Genomic DNA, 16,043 nt, shown 5'->3' with positions numbered 1-16,043 from the left:
CACCTAAAATTACACCCCAAGTAAATATCAATTCTCAGATACACTTAGCCTTAAAAAAAAATGCTCAAAATTTATTTGGCCGACAGATAAACCCAAACAGGAAATAGTTTTTCCTCATTTAATTAATATCTCCCATACATCGATTGCCACACTCTGGCTGATGTTACCAACTCCAGCAATTCAAAAACGTCTACATCCTCAAATACATAACCGATTTATCTTTCTTTCATCACCCCATCCGATGCTGTTGTGGGTGACACTACTTTACACTCCAGAAATAGAACCTAAGTGGCTACCCTGCTATTTAGATATGCAAAGTTCTCACAATCGTCAGATAGTGACATCCCTAGTCAACAATAAAAGCTATCCCCTCATTATTTTCACTTTAGAACCACCCCATTCTTGCATTCACATCCTCAATAGTGAGATTGATCCTAATCAACAACAAAAGCTGAAATTATCTGTAGAACAAAGCCAAAAATTACCCCTATGAATCAAGCACATTTAAGTAAAAATTTGCTGAAGCAACAATATAAACAATTGCAGTCACAAATCCTCAAAGAAATAGCCTCCATGTCACATATTGTTGCTTCAGCTAATCTTAAACATAATCAAGCTTGCTAAATCAGGGAACAAGGAACGGGGAACAGGTTCATTTCCTAAACCCCTACACCCCTATACCCTCATACCCCTACACCCATTTTTACGCGCCTTCCCGTAATTTATCCAAAACGCTTCTATCTTCTAGTGTGGAAGTATCACCAGTCACATCTTGTCCGGCGGCGAGATTTCGCAGCAACCGCCGCATGATTTTACCTGATCGCGTTTTGGGTAATGCGTCAGTAAAGCGAATTTCACCAGGACGGGCGATCGCACCAATTTCTGCGACTACGTGCTTTTTCAGTTCTTTACTCAAGTCTTCACTAGCTTGATAAGTCCCTTCTAAAGTGACAAAAGCTACCACTTCCTCACCTTTGAGTTCATCGGGCTTACCAACTACCGCCGCCTCAGCTACGGCTGGGTGAGACACTAAGGCTGATTCAATTTCCATTGTTCCCAGGCGGTGTCCTGAAACATTCAGCACATCATCTACACGTCCCATTACCCAAAAATAACCGTCTTCGTCTTTTCTCGCCCCATCACCAGCAAAATAAGTATACTGCCCATCTTTGGGGGGGATATGTTCCCAGTAGGTGCGGCGGAAGCGTTCAGGATCACCGTAGACAGTCCGCATCATTCCCGGCCAAGGATGGCGTACTGCTAAGTAACCGCCTGCATTTTCACCAACGGAGTTACCATCCAAATCGACGATATCAGCAAAAATTCCAGGGAAAGGTAAAGTTGCTGACCCTGGTTTAGTGGGAATTGCCCCAGGAAGGGGTGTAATCATAATTCCGCCGGTTTCAGTTTGCCACCAAGTATCAACAATCGGGCAACGTTCCCCGCCAATTACACGGTAATACCACATCCAAGCTTCGGGGTTAATGGGTTCACCCACAGTTCCCAACAGGCGCAAGGAAGACAAATTACGGGATTTGGGATGGTGTTCACCCATTTTGATGAATGCCCGAATTGCTGTAGGTGCAGTGTAGAAAATATTTACACCGTATTTTTCAATTACATCCCAAAAACAACCAGGATTAGAAGCACGGGGCGCGCCTTCATACATTAATGTTGTGGCACCATTGGATAAAGGCCCGTAGACAATGTAGCTGTGTCCAGTAATCCAACCCACATCGGCAGTACACCAATAGACATCTGTATCTTGTAAATCGAAAATCCATTTGGTGGTCATATGGCTGTATAAGTTGTAACCGCCAGTAGTATGAACTACACCCTTGGGTTTGCCCGTACTGCCGGAAGTGTACAGAACAAACAGCATATCCTCACTGTCCATCGGTTCGGCGGGACAATCTGCCGATACGCCTTTTTGTAAATCGTGCCACCAATGGTCACGTCCGGGTTCCATGTGAGTTTTTTGTCCGGTGCGTTGTACTACCAAAACATGGTTGACACTGGGAACAAGACCATTAGTAATAGCTTTGTCTACCTGTTCCTTGAGGGGAACGATCGCATCTTTACGCCAACCCCCATCGGCGGTAATCACTAACTTCGCTTCGGCATCATTTAAGCGATCGCGCAACGCCTCAGCACTAAAACCACCAAATACTACACTATGGGGTGCGCCAATTCTGGCACAAGCCAACATAGCGATCGCCGCTTCTGGAATCATCGGCATATAAATGCCCACGCGATCGCCTTTTTGTACACCCAGTTGCTTCAACACATTGGCAAACTGACAGACTTCCCGATGGAGTTGGGCATAGGTAAGGGTACGGGAATCCCCTGGTTCACCTTCCCAAATCAAAGCGGCTTTATTTTTGCGCCAAGTAGTCAAATGTCTGTCAAGACAGTTGTAAGAAATATTGATTTTTCCGCCCACAAACCACTTTGCAAAAGGTGGTTGCCAATCTAGGACTGTGTGCCATTTTTCAAACCAATGCAATTCTGATTCCGCCAAATCTGCCCAAAATTTTTGCGGATCAGCCTTAGCTTGGTCATAAAGACGCTGATAATCCTCCAAACTTTTGATATGTGCCGTCTGCGAAAATTCGCCAGGCGGATGAAATAAACGCCTCTCTTGTAAGATTGATTCTATGGTTGATTCAGACATAATGATTGCTGGTAATAACATTGTGACTGACAACTATTCTGTACTCAAAGTTAGACAAAATTGCTTTGATTTTTCTTAAGCAAATTTTAGGAGGGTGGGGGTATAGGGGTATAGGGGTGTAAGGGTGTGGGGGTGTAAGGGTTTAGGAGTGTAAGAGTGTGGGGTTTAGGAGTGTAAGGGTGTGGGGGTGAGAAAGATTAGCCGTAAGGAAATCTACGTATAGAAAAAAGAACCTAAATAATGACGCTGCCCCTATATGCCTTCTGGAATATCACCCTAGTAGGATGATGTTGTTTAAAACACTTTTATAAGTTTATAGAACAATACAGTTCAGATCATCCAATTTTTGCTGTTCCCAATCCCCAGTCCCCAATCCCCAGTCCCCAGTCCCCAATCCCCAATCCCAATTCAGCCTTTTCCCCGTTTCCGTTCTGTGTTCTGTGCTGTATAACATTTGATACATATTCACCCTAGCGATCGCCAGAGGGTGGATGATGGGTTCGTTATTTTCCGATTCAGTATGTCTAACCATCCCCGGCCGCGTGTGAGAGTGAAATTAATTAGAAAACAGTTTTTGACTCATCCCCTGAATCTATTTATAGAGATAACTTTGTCGATTTTGCCTTTTGGCTTCTGGCTTCTTCAACCAGCCCAAGCACAAGTCACGGAATATTGTCGCATTTCACCAACTGCGGTCAAAACTAAAGAAAACTTGCGCTTATTAGCCCTCAAAGGCGATAAAGACGCTAACAGACGCTATCAGCAATTAATTCAAAAACACGCCAAAGAAGTCCAGCAATGTCGTAACCGCACTTGGCCGCAAGTCCAGGCTGTGTGGTTACGTTTATACGCTTGTGATCTCAGGTCAGGGGCTATAGATCAGATTATGGATCGAGTGATTAATGATGGCTATAACCAAGTTTATCTAGAAGCATTTTATGATGGACGCGTCTTGTTACCCGCAGCCAATAACCCGACAGTTTGGCCTTCAGTAATTCGCAATCCTGGCGCAGAAAAAGCCGATTTACTCGCTACAGCCATTAAAAAAGGCAAACAAAGGGGATTGAAAGTTTATACTTGGCTGTATACTGCCAACTTCGGCTATAGCTACGCACTCAGAAAAGATCGAGAAAGTGCGATCGCCCGTAACGGTAAGGGTCAAACTAGCTTATATGTTGTCAATGATGGCAATCAAGTATTTATCGACCCCTACAACGAACAAGCCAAACGCGACTATTACCGCATGGTGCAAGAAATCCTCCGCCGTCGTCCCGATGGAGTGTTGTTTGACTACATCCGCTATCCCCGTCAAGCTGGTAGTGATTCCATTGCCACCAAAGTCACAGATTTATGGTTATTTACTAAAGCAACTCAAGAAGCTTTGTTTCGTCGCGCCCAAAATAATAAAGGACTAGAGTTAATTCGGCGTTTTTTAGGCAAAGGATACATCACAGCCGGAGATATTAGCGAAGTTGATCAACTCTATCCCCAAGAAAGTGAACCGTTATGGCAAGGACGCACTCCCCCAACCCAAGAAAAATCACTCCTGTCAGCCAACGAAAGACAACCCCTACTGCAAACAGAATTGTGGTTATTGACTGTAGCCCATGCCATGCAAGGCATTATAGATTTTGTCACCTTAGCTAGTCTCCCAGCCAAACAACTCGGTATTCCCTCCGGTGCGGTATTTTTTCCAGAAGGTAATCAAGTTGTAGGACAAGGCTATGACTCCCGCTTGCAACCCTGGGATCAGTTTCCTAGTTCCTTACAGTGGCATCCCATGTCCTATGCAAACTGCGGTAACGTTAACTGTATTGTGGAACAAGTGCAACGGGTAATCAGTTTCGCCAAGCCAGGAACACAGATTATTCCAGCGTTAGCAGGTAAATGGGGAGAACCAATCAGTAATCGTCCCTCATTAGAAGACCAAATGCAAGCATTGCAGCAATTAGCCCCCAAACTCAAGGGAGTGAGTCACTTTGCCTATTCTTGGCAGTATCCTGATCATGATAGCGATCGTAAGTTCTGCCGTTAGGGACTTCCAGATAAAAAATCTCCAAACTGTAGGGTGCGTCAGTATGAATAATCTCTTGGTATAGTCAGGTTTTCTCGCACTGGCGCACCCTACTAAGCTACTAAGCTACTAAGCTAACTCACTTCTTGCACCTGGAAAAATGGATGTCAAAACCATGACTACGTGCAAGTGGAGCTAGCCGTTCAATATTAAGTAAAAGTAGATACACAACTATATGAGGAAAAATAGACTCAAGGGCAGTTTGTGCAGCCTGACCCCAATCAGGTGGCGATGCAGACGTGATATGGAGATAAGTCCAATGGGCAATGAGATAAGCAGTCAGCGAAAGGATAAGCCAGCGATACACACCCAAAAGAGTTCCTTGCCCAAAGCGATGCAAACCAAAACGATGCTTCGCGGTTTTGAACCATCCCTCAATCTGCCATCGACGCTTGCCCCACCCTTCGGGTTCGGCAGTCGCTCATGGGGGAAACCCCCAAGACCGCGCTGCCTCACCACTTAAGAGTAGAAGCTTTAATTGGACGAGTAGACAAAACAAAGCGTTTTTCTAGTTTGCCATTATCGCGTTTTAAGTAATACCAAGAAACTGTAACAGGGAAATTTAAACCGAATAAATAAACTTGTTGACCCTGTTGATGTAAACGTCTTAAAAGTCTACCATCAGCTAATTTGCGACTAATAGCTACACCTGTAACAGCATGATATTTAAGCTGACGTATACCCTCCAGAAATTCGACACTACCAAAAGCTGTATCAGCTAAAATAATTGTCTGGAAGTGTTGAGTTAAAGATTGCGGTAAACGTTTCACTAGTTTTAATCCGAGTTGTGGAGGGGAGGGCGTTCCCTTACCTCTCCAAACGCGAAAATTCCAAGGAATACGACATCTTCCAATTACTAAATAAACTACGACTAGATGCAGACCACGCTTACCATTGTAAACTCTGATTAAATCACTAAACTCTTGGAATTTACCCCGTTTCTCCAAAGTTGTCAGGTCAATGATTACTTGTAAAAATGGTTTTCGTCCTTTGCCAGATGACTCTAATACCTTAAAAACCGTTTGTAATGCCCAAGAGCGAACCATCCGAATCATCTCCCTGGTTGACCAAGGATTGACATTCAAAAATCGGCTAATTGCACTTGGGGATTTTGTTTGACTGTGTTCGGGTAATGGGTGTCCTTGTGCCTCTAAAAATAACGCTAACATCGCATCTAGGTTATCTTTTTGGTACTGTGTCGGCATCAACGCTTTCAGGCTGTAAACTAATTCTTGGGCGTGGGCAAGCATTTTTCTTGCTTTATAACAATTCAATCTTTCACGCCTTTTCTCTCATGTTTTGAAAGACAAATGCAATTATATCTATGCCTTTTGTTCAACAGCCTCTGCATTCAGTTATCTCGCATTTTCTGTATTAATCGCCGTGTTTAAGTGATTTTTGAAACTAAAGTTACTAAGTAACTTCTATCCTTCTGTTGTTACATTTGAACACTCTCTTATCTGACCTGTACGGGTGAATACGGTTGGTGCAAGAAATGAGCTAACCCTCCCCTTGTTCATGGGCTACGGTGTACACACAAGTGATCAAATCACTATCAGTCCTCTGTTTACCCCACCCTAACCCTCTTTTAAGGGTAGGGGTTTAAAAATCAGGCAGTAGAGAGAGTGATTTTCAAGACATGAAGTTGTGGAGTCAAGTTAGGCCAAGGTTGAGGGAAAAAGCTACCGATGGGTAAAGGTTCTCGATTAAGAACAGCAGCTTTAATGACTAAAAATCCACGCCGAAAACAACTCAAGCAACGATGGAAAACACTATGTTTGAAATTGCGTCGAGCAACATGAGTGGGTGGTAGCTCATCTAAACTACTAATGGGTAGATTGGCATCAACTTCTCCACCGACGCTAACTTGCCACAGAGTAGCAACAGCCATCGCCAACCAATGCCTCTCGGCGCGTTTGGGGTGAGTAATTTTGGTGCGATGCCAACCAAAACCGCCGCGTTTGCCATCTTTAAACAGACACTCAATCCAACAGCGCATGGTATACCAGCAAGCATCCGCAATTTCCGGTGGTAAATCGGTGAGAATTAACCAAGGGTCAGCATAACCCTCATCATGGCGAGCTACCAAAGTACATTTGACAGAGTTAGTTTTGAAACAAGTAACTAAACCAGAGAACGACTGACCAACTTCCGAGACCAAAGTATTTAAAGGTTGCCAAGATTCAGTTCCTTGAGGTTTGAACTGTCCAATTTGGTTAATTCGCATAAATGGATGCCAACCCAGGGATTGAATTTGTTGATATAGCCAGTCGGCATACAGTCCACGGTCTGTTGTCACTATGACAAACCAATCTGCTGGTACAGTCTCACTGATGTCGCTTAATAATTTTTGCCAGTGCGGTTTCCAACTTCCTGGTTTAGTTGCCTCCACTATTTTCCAGGCTATGGGAATTCCACAACCCCTATAAACAACACTAATCGCTAAGACTGTAAATCTATCACTCAATGTTGTGGCATCAGCTGCTAATGCCAACCGTTTTTCCTCTTGTGGCCACAGACTCAGAATCCATAACAACAAAGGTCTAAAACACAATGTCACATCTAGTGTTGCCCGTCCTGTTGTTGCTTTTGTTTTATCTTCCCCATCTCTTAACCATTCTCTGAGTTGCTGACGTACTGTATTTTCCTTTTTTCCCAATAACTCTGCTAAGAACACTGACACTGTTGTCAGTCCACATGATTGGGTCATCACTATCCCAAAACTCCACATTGCTAGTATCAATGCTTGCGACTTGGACAGATGGGGCATCTTTTCTATCACTGTTCTAGTCCATTGCCTTAATTCCTCATTTTTTCCTAACAGCATTCTCCCTGACACCCTCAATTCTTCGCTTTATCTGACTTGCGGATTTTTGCGGTTTGATAACAGTTGTATATTTTACCTGCTTTTCTGCCCCTTTCTTAAACCCCTACCCTTGAAAGACCCTAACCCTCCCCTTGTTCATGGGCTACGGTGTACGCTCAAACATCCGTCCGGCAATTTCGTCCTCCTTGAGACGTTTCCACTCGCTCTCAATCGGATTCATCTGGGAACAATATTTGGCTAGGTAAAAGATGTATAGCCCTTGGGCTTCCCATTCGGCTAATTTGGCTTGTACGGCACGACTGGTGTGAATGGAACTACAATCTTGAGCAATGACTCGAATTCGTCCAGTCAACTCCAAAGTTTGTGCTGCTTGTTGAGCTGGTGCATCCATCAACTGAATATAACTCTGACTGGTAAACCCACCTACGGCTAATCCAAAATAGTAAAAGTGGTTGGATAATGAGACGTAGATTATTTAAAGTATTCTTCCATCCAGATTCGTGGTTCCATTGTGGATGATTAGAAAAATCAACATCCTTATTTTCTGGTGTCTCAGTTTCAAATTGACAAGGTTTATGTAAACCTAAGAAGGCTGGAGAATTTAAACTAATCATCGTATAAACACTAAAAATAATCTCCCACCATCTCTCAATATGTTGAAAATTAGTGAAACGGTAATCTGTCCAGCCTAGTTCCTGCTTACACTGTCGAAACCCATATTCAACCCAGGTTCTTAATCCATATAAATCGCCTAAAGTCTTCTTCAAATTCCCTTGAAGGTTAGTCATCACGAAGGAGGTAGAATTTTCTGGCATGGTTTCTGGGTCAGTAGTTATTTCCCAGTAAGTTATAGCTCTTTTTTTACCATAGATTATTTCTCTAATGTATCCAGTCTCTGATTTTTGATTGCTAAATGTTCTTTTAAATTTACACCACTTATTCGCTCTAACGCTTTGCCATGAAGGCAACCAGACTCCATGATTACTTCTAATTGATACTACATAGCCTAAGTTATATTCAGCTATTTTTCTAATAAATTGGCTACTTTCACCATACAAACTATCAGCCAATACTAATTCAATATTGAAGCCTGATTCCATTAATTCTGTAATTATTTCTGATGCTAACTCTATTTTAGTTTTATATTTATCTGACTCCTTTAGTGTTCCTTTTGGTTTAAATACTTTAAATATTAAGGGAAAAGTTATGTTAGCGTAAACTCCATAGGCGTTCACTGAAACTATCCCATTATCTACTTTCCCCACGCTTCCTAAATATTGTCTAGCTACATAATCTGTCTTTTTACCTTTTTTTCTGTCTCCTGTTTCATCTATTACTACCGTAATTGCTTTACCATTTAATTCTCTTTTTATTTTCTCTAATCTTCGCCTCTTCAACTCATTTACTGACCAGTCTGAATTGGCTATAAAATGATGTAATGATTGGGTTGAGTTTATACTTACTACTTTCGCTATCTCTGGTAATGATTTTCTTTTAATAGGAGAAATTATCCCTAAGTGTAAATATTTAAAACATTCATAATTTCTTACTTCTTTGAACAGGCCTTTGTACTCTGCACAATATTCATCTACGAGCGTAACTGTGGGCTGTGCATCTCTTGCCAAATGTTTCAGGATTTGTAATTCTACATCCATTGCCCTGCTTACCTGAAGAGAGTTTTTTCTTTTAATCCTTTTATTTAGATTACTCGGAAAGTGACATAAGAGGGATATTCTGCTTTCACTTCATCGAGTAATTCTTTCTCAGGATCACTTAAATCTGGTAAATCCTGCTGCCACTCTAGGAAAAATTCTTTTTCCTGTGCAAGTTCTAGCCCAAATTCATCAATCAATTGGGCTAGGGTAATATCTTTTCCTTGAACAACCTGAACCATTTGCCCATCCCTTTTAGTCAAATAGTAATTGAAAATCCAGGCTTTGCGCTTGCACCGTTAACTTTATACGTTCCTCAAAAAGTCGTAACTTTTATCACTATTATTTTAAAATTTGTCCTGAATAACACCAAATTGTTTCGTTAAAAGAAATAACGGTGTTAGTCAAACGATATACAATGAGTGACATAAGTCTACTGATGGCTGGTGTGTTGACTGGCAAGCCACCATCTTTGACTGATCAAGTACCTGCACAGTCTCCAGTTCAGTCAAATCAAGTAGAGCAGAAATCAACCCAGGAATCATCTCAGGGATTTTCCGCAACTGACATCACACCACCTGAATTTTTACAGGTGGAACATAGTATTATTACTCAATCTTTAGGCGATAAACCAAAGTATCAAAATAAACTGATTAAGCAAGTAAACGGAGAGCAGGAAAAAAGAACTTTAGAATCTCAAACTAACGCAAACACACATCAGCAAAATGTAGAAGAAACATTTTTTTCTTCCCTACACCCCCACACCCTAGATCCAGAAACATCAGATATCAAAGTAGAATTCTCTCCTTATCCTGCTATCGCTCAATCCCCAGAGGTAGCTGCGCCTGAATCAGATGAGGCGATGACTCAAGTTCTTCCTGTATCACAATTGGATGATGTGCAGCCAACAGATTGGGCTTTTGATGCTTTGCAATCTATCGGGGAGCGTTACGGTTGTACTGATTATCCTGGGAAAACGTATGATGGCGATCGCCCTATTAGTCGTTATGAATTTGCCGTTGGTTTAGAAACTTGTCTCCAGCAAATTGAAGAGTTACTGACTAGCAATCGAGATAACACTATTGAGCAAGAAGACTTAATCATATTGCAACGTTTGCAATATGAGGTCAAGGAAGAGTTAGCGCAATTACAACAACGTGTAGATTTAGGCGATCGCAAAACTAACAATATCGCAGCACAGCAATTTTCCACAACTACTAAGTTATTTGGCCAAGCCATTTTCAGCATCCAAGGAACAAATACTAACGACATAGATTTATTTCCCAGGGATGGCGTACCAGAACGTCAAGGTAAAGCCCATCTAACTTTCAGTAACAGTGTGCAGTTAACGTTAGCAACTTCGTTTACTGGTAGAGATTTATTACTAACGGGACTAGCGGCGGGAAATTTGGGTTCTAGTGCGCCATCTGTATTTACGAATATGGGACGTTTGGGTTTTGAATCCAGCACAGATAATAATTTATCAATTAACGATTTATCCTATCGATTTTTACTAGGGGATAACTTAGGGGTGGTGGTGGGAACAGCAGGTGTTAACCCGATTAACACCTTTCGCGGGATCAATCCCTTAGAAGGTTCTGGTGATGGTGCAATTTCTCTTTTCGGTCAGCGTAACCCGATTTTAGCGATTGGTAATGGTGTGGGTGGTATAGGATTTGATTGGCAAATTAGCGATCGCATCAGTCTACAAGGAGTATACAGCAGTGAAATCCCTGGTTTTCCTGGGGATAGCAACGCAGGTGGACTGTTCGGCGGTAGATTCACCACAGGCGCGCAGCTAACTTTAGCACCTACCGACAATCTTGATATCGGCTTACATTATCTTTATTCTCACTCTCCCGATGATTTATTGGGAACAGGTATCGGTGATGCTCAATTAATGTCACCCTTTGCTGATAGCACCCCTTTTAATACCCATGCTATGGGTGCAACTGTAGCTTGGCGTGTCAATCCAGATTTTCAATTGGGTGCTTGGGGTGGTTACTCTATCTCTAACCCAGAAAATCTGTCAGGAAGTGTGGAAATTAGCAACTGGATGGCGTTTGCCGCCTTTCCTAATCTCCTACGTCCTGGGAATTTGGGGGGAATTCTAGTCGGACAGCCACCCAAAATTACATCCAGCACTTTACCCGATGGGTTTAACTTTCCTAACTTCTCCGATGGTGGGACACCAGGGGGACGGCGTGATACATCAATTCATGTAGAAATGTTTTATCGCGCACAAGTAAATGAGCATTTATCTATTACACCTGGTTTCTTTGTAGTTTTCCATCCCGATCATAATGCTGCCAATGAGACATTATTTGTTGGCACATTGCGAGCTACTTTCCGGTTTTAATTTTAATTACCTGTAAATGTAATTACTAAGTGGTTTTGAGCTACTTAGGGTTGTAATTCTGTTGAAGTTTGAGAAACAACTAGCGTGTAATCTACCATCGCAGGGATAAATCAGCTTAAAAAACTACATTTAACCTCATGGCAGTTACATCTCCCACGTTTAATCACGCATGAGACGAGTTTCCTGAATCTCGTCTGTGCGTGTTTTTTCATTGAACTATTAACCAGGAGCAAATTTACTATGCGATCGCGCTCATCAACTACTAAATTGGGTTATGGGATTCTTAGCAGTAGCAGTTTAGCAGTGATGTTGTTAGGAATGGGGGGGAACAGTGCTTCAGCACAATTAACAATTCAAAGCACTGGAACCTTATCAGGAAATATTCAACTTCCCAACTTTAACCCCAACTTCAACAATCGAGTGACGCGGATTGATACTGACTCTAATGGTACTTACTACCGCAATGGTAATCCCATTTATCAGTCTAATTATGTGAAGATGGAAACAGCCGCAGATGGAAGTTTGCGCTATTTTGTGGACTTTAAAGGTATCCCTGTAATTTCCTTAGATGGTGTCCTCAGTTCACCTGTACTTTCCAAGGGTGAATTGACTGGTTTCACCTACCAAGGAAAAATCGCAGATACAAAATTTCAAGGTGTAGTTCAAGATGAATTCGGATTAACTAAAGCTTTTTACACTGGCATTGTTACCGATCCTAGCACTGGTAAACAGTACCAAGGAACATTTCAAGTTAGTGGACAAGGCCCAAGATACAGCGATCGCAACGGCGGCGAAAGTCCCACAGTTTTTGACTTCAAATCCGATCTACCAGGTCAGCCAACTGTGACATCATTGCAGATGAAAAATTCACCTTTGGTGAGATTAACCATCACAGTTCCGGCTGATGCTACTTTAGTCACTCCCAACACTAACACTAATACAACAAATCCTACCCCCAACACCAGCACCACAAATTCAACTCCCAACACTAACACCAGCACATCTCAACCCAGCACCAACGTCAGTACACCCACGCCTATTACTAGTGTCACCAATTCCCAACCCAGCACCAACGTTAATACATCCACGCTTATTACTAGCGTCACTAATTCCCAACCCAGCACCAACGTTAATACATCCCAACAACCCAGTCAAAATATCACAACTACTAACCTAGCTTCCAATGTTGATATTGGAACACCCAATATCATCTCCAGTGATGCTCAATTTAGCGCAACAGGATCACCAGGATTAGTCACACCTACGCCTTTTGCAGAAGCCAATATAGAATTCAGCAGTGGTAATCCCTCTGTCTCTGCTTTAGAAACTGTGACTCCTCAATCTCAAGTTAAAATCGGGCCTCGCAGTCGAATCATGGTGCGCTAACCATTAGACAATTTTTAATTAATTCGCTGTGAAATAATTCAGGAATCGCAACTAGGCAAATTGTAGTTTATTTCAGAGCTAGGACAAGAGCGAGATTCAGGTGTATAAACTTACCTCAAGTTCTTAGTAGTTGTTTTTACTGCTACTGAGAACTTGTTTTTGTCAACTGATAAAAGATGAAAACCAAATTTTCAACTACATACATAAGTTTAAAAAATCCTGTAATTCTCACAAAATTCATGAGGATGAATGATGTTTTATATGTGATTTTATGTATATACTAGCTACTTAGAGTCAACTCGGTTAAATAATGTAATTTGTTTGATTTAGTTGCAGTGATGCACAATTAATATATTTATCCCCAACAATCGGCTAGTTAATATTACAAATCTCATCTAATTCAATTAATATTTTGTGAGTGAAAGCTATGCCAGAAAAATTAATAGTGAATATCTTACAGGTTTTAAGCATAAATATGCGGTGGATGACTTGGAATTTATTCCTAGCCTTTATTCCTGTAGTATTAAGTATTTGGTTATTTCGCCATAAAAAGGGGCGTTCTTGGGTTTGGTGGTTAGGATTTTTAGTTTTCTATGCCTTTTTACCAAATGCGCCTTATTTATTAACTGATATTATTCACTTAATTCATGACATTCGTACAATTCAATCAGTATGGATGATTATATTGGTACTCATTCCTGTTTATTTTGTAGTCATCTTCGCTGGTTTTGAAGCGTATGTTATTTCCTTAATTAACCTCGGTTATTATCTCCACCGCGTCGGTAAAAGCCAATGGATTTTAGGGATGGAGTTGATTACTCATGCTCTTTGTGCGGTAGGTGTTTACTGGGGGCGGTTTTTACGTTTTAATAGTTGGGATTTTGTGACTCAACCCGATGCTTTATTAACTAAAGGAGTTGAGGAACTTCTAGGCAAACAACCCTTGTTTATTGTATTTATAACTTTTGTGCTTCTCTCTGTTCTGCACTGGTTGATGAAGCGAGTTACCCTTGGTTTTGTAAATCAACGTAATTCTAGAGTTGAAATCACATCATAGTTACACTAATTCTCTATGCGATTGCACCAAATATAAAGATGTAGAGACGTTGCATGAAACGTCTCTACTACATCAAGAAACTGTATTACACACATTCATGTGATTTTAATATTTAATTTTCAGTATCTTGATGAATGGTAAATGTTGACATGAAATCACCTGAATTAGCACTGTTGAGTGCGTCAAAAGTACCCTTAATTGTACCAGCGATAGGAACAGCTACCAGAGTTCCCAATAAACCTGCAATTTCATAACCCATCAAAATAGAGACAAAAATCCAAATGGGATTTAGTCCGATGAAATTGCCAAGTAATTTGGGAGCTAATAAATTATCTTTAATTTGCTGCATAAATATCGTGGCTATGGCAACTTGTACAGCTAACCACCCATTTTGCAATAAGACTAAAATAACTACTGTCCCAATACCAAGGGCTGCACCGATAAAAGGAATCAATTCAGAAATACCGATGAGAATGGCAAACAGTAAAGCAAATGGAACTTTGAGAATCAAATAGATTGGGGTAAGGACTACTGTCATAAATAGTCCTAATAACAACTGACTGAGAAAAAAGTTTTGAAAATTCAGTTGCAAAGCCTTCGTGAAGGGAATTCTGAATTTAGATGGTAGAAGATTGATCAGACCATACCAGACGCGATCGCCATACACTAGCATATAAAATGCTAACACCACCACCAAAACAAAATTCAGCAATCCTGAAAGCAATGTTCCTGCTAAACCCACCGCGCCTGAAGCTAACTGCTGAACTAAATTTTGAATACTGGCGTTGATTTGACTAGTCAACACTCTTAAATCAATAGGTAAACGTCGCTGTTTAGCAAACGCCTCTAACTGTATGAAATTATCTTGACTAGCACTTAACCAATCAGGAATTTTATTTAATAATTGAATAGTTTGGTCAATCAGCAACGGTACTAGAGTCACCCCCACAATCACAAACAGAGTTAATGTAACCAGCAGAACAATGATTACAGCTAAAGTTCGAGAAATTTTAGCCCTTTCAAAAAATTTCACTGGATAATTCAGTAAAAAAGCTAAAATCGCCGCAAAACTCAAAATAGTAATAGGGTTTTGGAAATAACGAAAGAGTACAGATAACAGCCAAACGTTCAGAGCGACAATTGGGCCACCCAGACCGTAGAATAGTAAACTTTGAAGGGATGCCGAACGGCGTATCTGACGCAATCGATACTCCTTAGTAATAGTCAATAGTCAATAGTCATTAGTCATTAGTCATTAGTCATTAAACATCAATACTTCGTCTTCCTTTTCTCCCTTACACCCCTAAACCCCTATACCCTTACACCCCCATACCCTTACACCCTAATCTCATAAGGAAATACATTAACGATGGACAGAACAATAGCTGATCTTCGGAAAGATTATTCTTTAGAAGGTTTGAGTAAAAACGAAGTTGACCCCAATCCTTTTATACAATTTAAAAAGTGGTTTGAGCAGGCATTAGCTGCCCAACTTCCCGAACCTAATGCTATGACTCTGGCCACAACTACACCAGATGGTAAACCATCGGCGAGAATGGTGTTGTTAAAAGATTTTGATGAGAGGGGTTTTGTCCTCTTCACCAACTATAACAGTCGTAAAGGACAAGAATTAACGATCAATCCCCAAGCGGCTTTAGTTTTTTGGTGGGCAGAATTGGAACGTCAAGTCAGAATTTTAGGGCGTGTTGAGCAAGTTTCTGAAGCGGAATCAGATTATTATTTTGAGACTCGCCCCGCGAAAAGTCGTTTAGGTGCATGGGCTTCAGAACAAAGTCAAGTCATCCCTAACCGAGAATTTTTAGAACAGAGAATGCAGGAATTGCAGTCTAAATACGAAAATCAAGAGGTTCCCCGTCCCCCTCATTGGGGGGGATTTCGGGTGATCCCCAGCGAAATTGAATTTTGGCAAGGACGCTCTAGCCGTTTACACGATCGCTTGCTTTATACTCTTACAGAGAATGGCAATTGGCAAATTGAGCGTTTATCTCCATGA

Annotated in this window: 13 protein-coding genes and 1 pseudogene; 6 read left to right on the top strand and 8 right to left on the bottom strand. The window is 41.3% G+C overall.

Annotated elements, in window-relative coordinates; translation table 11 throughout:
- Positions 1–160 precede the first annotated feature (160 nt).
- Entirely contained in the window at positions 161–493 is a 333-nt protein-coding gene (locus CV014_RS21635) for a hypothetical protein (RefSeq protein WP_236143915.1), read from the top strand.
- A gap of 210 nt (positions 494–703) precedes the next feature.
- Here CV014_RS21635 and acs read toward each other — a convergent pair whose 3' ends face one another.
- Positions 704–2,674, bottom strand: a complete 1,971-nt coding sequence (gene acs, locus CV014_RS21630; RefSeq protein ID WP_236143914.1) for an acetate--CoA ligase — start codon at positions 2,672–2,674, stop codon at positions 704–706.
- Between the two features lie 313 nt (positions 2,675–2,987).
- On the bottom strand, positions 2,988–3,206 hold the full coding sequence (locus CV014_RS21625) for a cullin (RefSeq protein ID WP_236143913.1): 219 nt from the start codon (positions 3,204–3,206) through the stop codon (positions 2,988–2,990).
- Between CV014_RS21625 and CV014_RS21620 the strand changes: the two genes are divergently transcribed.
- Positions 3,195–4,709 carry a family 10 glycosylhydrolase gene (locus tag CV014_RS21620; RefSeq protein WP_236143912.1) on the top strand — a complete coding sequence of 505 codons (1,515 nt, stop codon included), beginning with the start codon at positions 3,195–3,197 and terminating at the stop codon, positions 4,707–4,709. The genes CV014_RS21625 and CV014_RS21620 overlap by 12 nt on opposite strands.
- A gap of 175 nt (positions 4,710–4,884) precedes the next feature.
- Here the strand turns inward: CV014_RS21620 and CV014_RS21615 are convergent.
- The 5 genes and pseudogenes from CV014_RS21615 to CV014_RS21595 form a co-directional block, all read right to left on the bottom strand.
- Positions 4,885–5,998, bottom strand: a pseudogene (locus CV014_RS21615) (transposase); the annotation flags it as partial.
- Between the two features lie 359 nt (positions 5,999–6,357).
- Positions 6,358–7,431 (bottom strand): transposase, encoded by a 1,074-nt coding sequence (locus CV014_RS21610; RefSeq protein ID WP_236141400.1) that lies wholly within the window; start codon positions 7,429–7,431, stop codon positions 6,358–6,360.
- 286 nt (positions 7,432–7,717) lie between these two features.
- A complete protein-coding gene (locus tag CV014_RS21605) occupies positions 7,718–7,966 on the bottom strand; it encodes a transposase (RefSeq protein WP_329608416.1) in 249 nt (82 codons plus the stop codon).
- Positions 7,890–9,230 carry an IS701 family transposase gene (locus CV014_RS21600; RefSeq protein ID WP_442946929.1) on the bottom strand — a complete coding sequence of 447 codons (1,341 nt, stop codon included), beginning with the start codon at positions 9,228–9,230 and terminating at the stop codon, positions 7,890–7,892. The genes CV014_RS21605 and CV014_RS21600 overlap by 77 nt, the downstream gene beginning before the upstream one ends.
- 44 nt (positions 9,231–9,274) lie before the next feature.
- The gene (locus tag CV014_RS21595) at positions 9,275–9,469 is read right to left on the bottom strand and encodes a hypothetical protein (protein WP_236143910.1); all 195 of its coding nucleotides are present in this window, start codon (positions 9,467–9,469) and stop codon (positions 9,275–9,277) included.
- Positions 9,470–9,645: 176 nt separating this feature from the next.
- Here CV014_RS21595 and CV014_RS21590 point away from each other — a divergent pair, with 176 nt between their 5' ends.
- The 3 genes from CV014_RS21590 (at position 9,646) to CV014_RS21580 (ending at position 14,029) form a co-directional block, all read left to right on the top strand.
- Entirely contained in the window at positions 9,646–11,586 is a 1,941-nt protein-coding gene (locus CV014_RS21590) for an iron uptake porin (RefSeq protein ID WP_236143909.1), read from the top strand.
- 240 nt (positions 11,587–11,826) lie between these two features.
- Positions 11,827–12,972, top strand: coding sequence for a hypothetical protein (locus CV014_RS21585; RefSeq protein WP_236143908.1), 1,146 nt, complete (start codon positions 11,827–11,829; stop codon positions 12,970–12,972).
- 427 nt (positions 12,973–13,399) lie between these two features.
- Positions 13,400–14,029, top strand: a complete 630-nt coding sequence (locus tag CV014_RS21580; protein ID WP_268964851.1) for a DUF1361 domain-containing protein — start codon at positions 13,400–13,402, stop codon at positions 14,027–14,029.
- Positions 14,030–14,141: 112 nt separating this feature from the next.
- Here the strand turns inward: CV014_RS21580 and CV014_RS21575 are convergent, their stop codons facing one another.
- Complete coding sequence (locus tag CV014_RS21575) at positions 14,142–15,224, bottom strand: AI-2E family transporter (RefSeq protein ID WP_236143919.1); 1,083 nt, start codon at positions 15,222–15,224, stop codon at positions 14,142–14,144.
- Positions 15,225–15,398: 174 nt separating this feature from the next.
- On the opposite strand from CV014_RS21575, the gene pdxH reads away from it, so the two are divergent.
- Positions 15,399–16,043, top strand: a complete 645-nt coding sequence (gene pdxH, locus CV014_RS21570; RefSeq protein ID WP_236143906.1) for a pyridoxamine 5'-phosphate oxidase — start codon at positions 15,399–15,401, stop codon at positions 16,041–16,043.

The organism is Nostoc sp. CMAA1605 (assembly GCF_021596505.1).
GTDB lineage: Bacteria > Cyanobacteriota > Cyanobacteriia > Cyanobacteriales > Nostocaceae > Trichormus.
The sequence above is the reverse complement of the archived record's forward strand: the minus strand, read 5'-3'. Positions and strand labels throughout refer to the sequence as shown.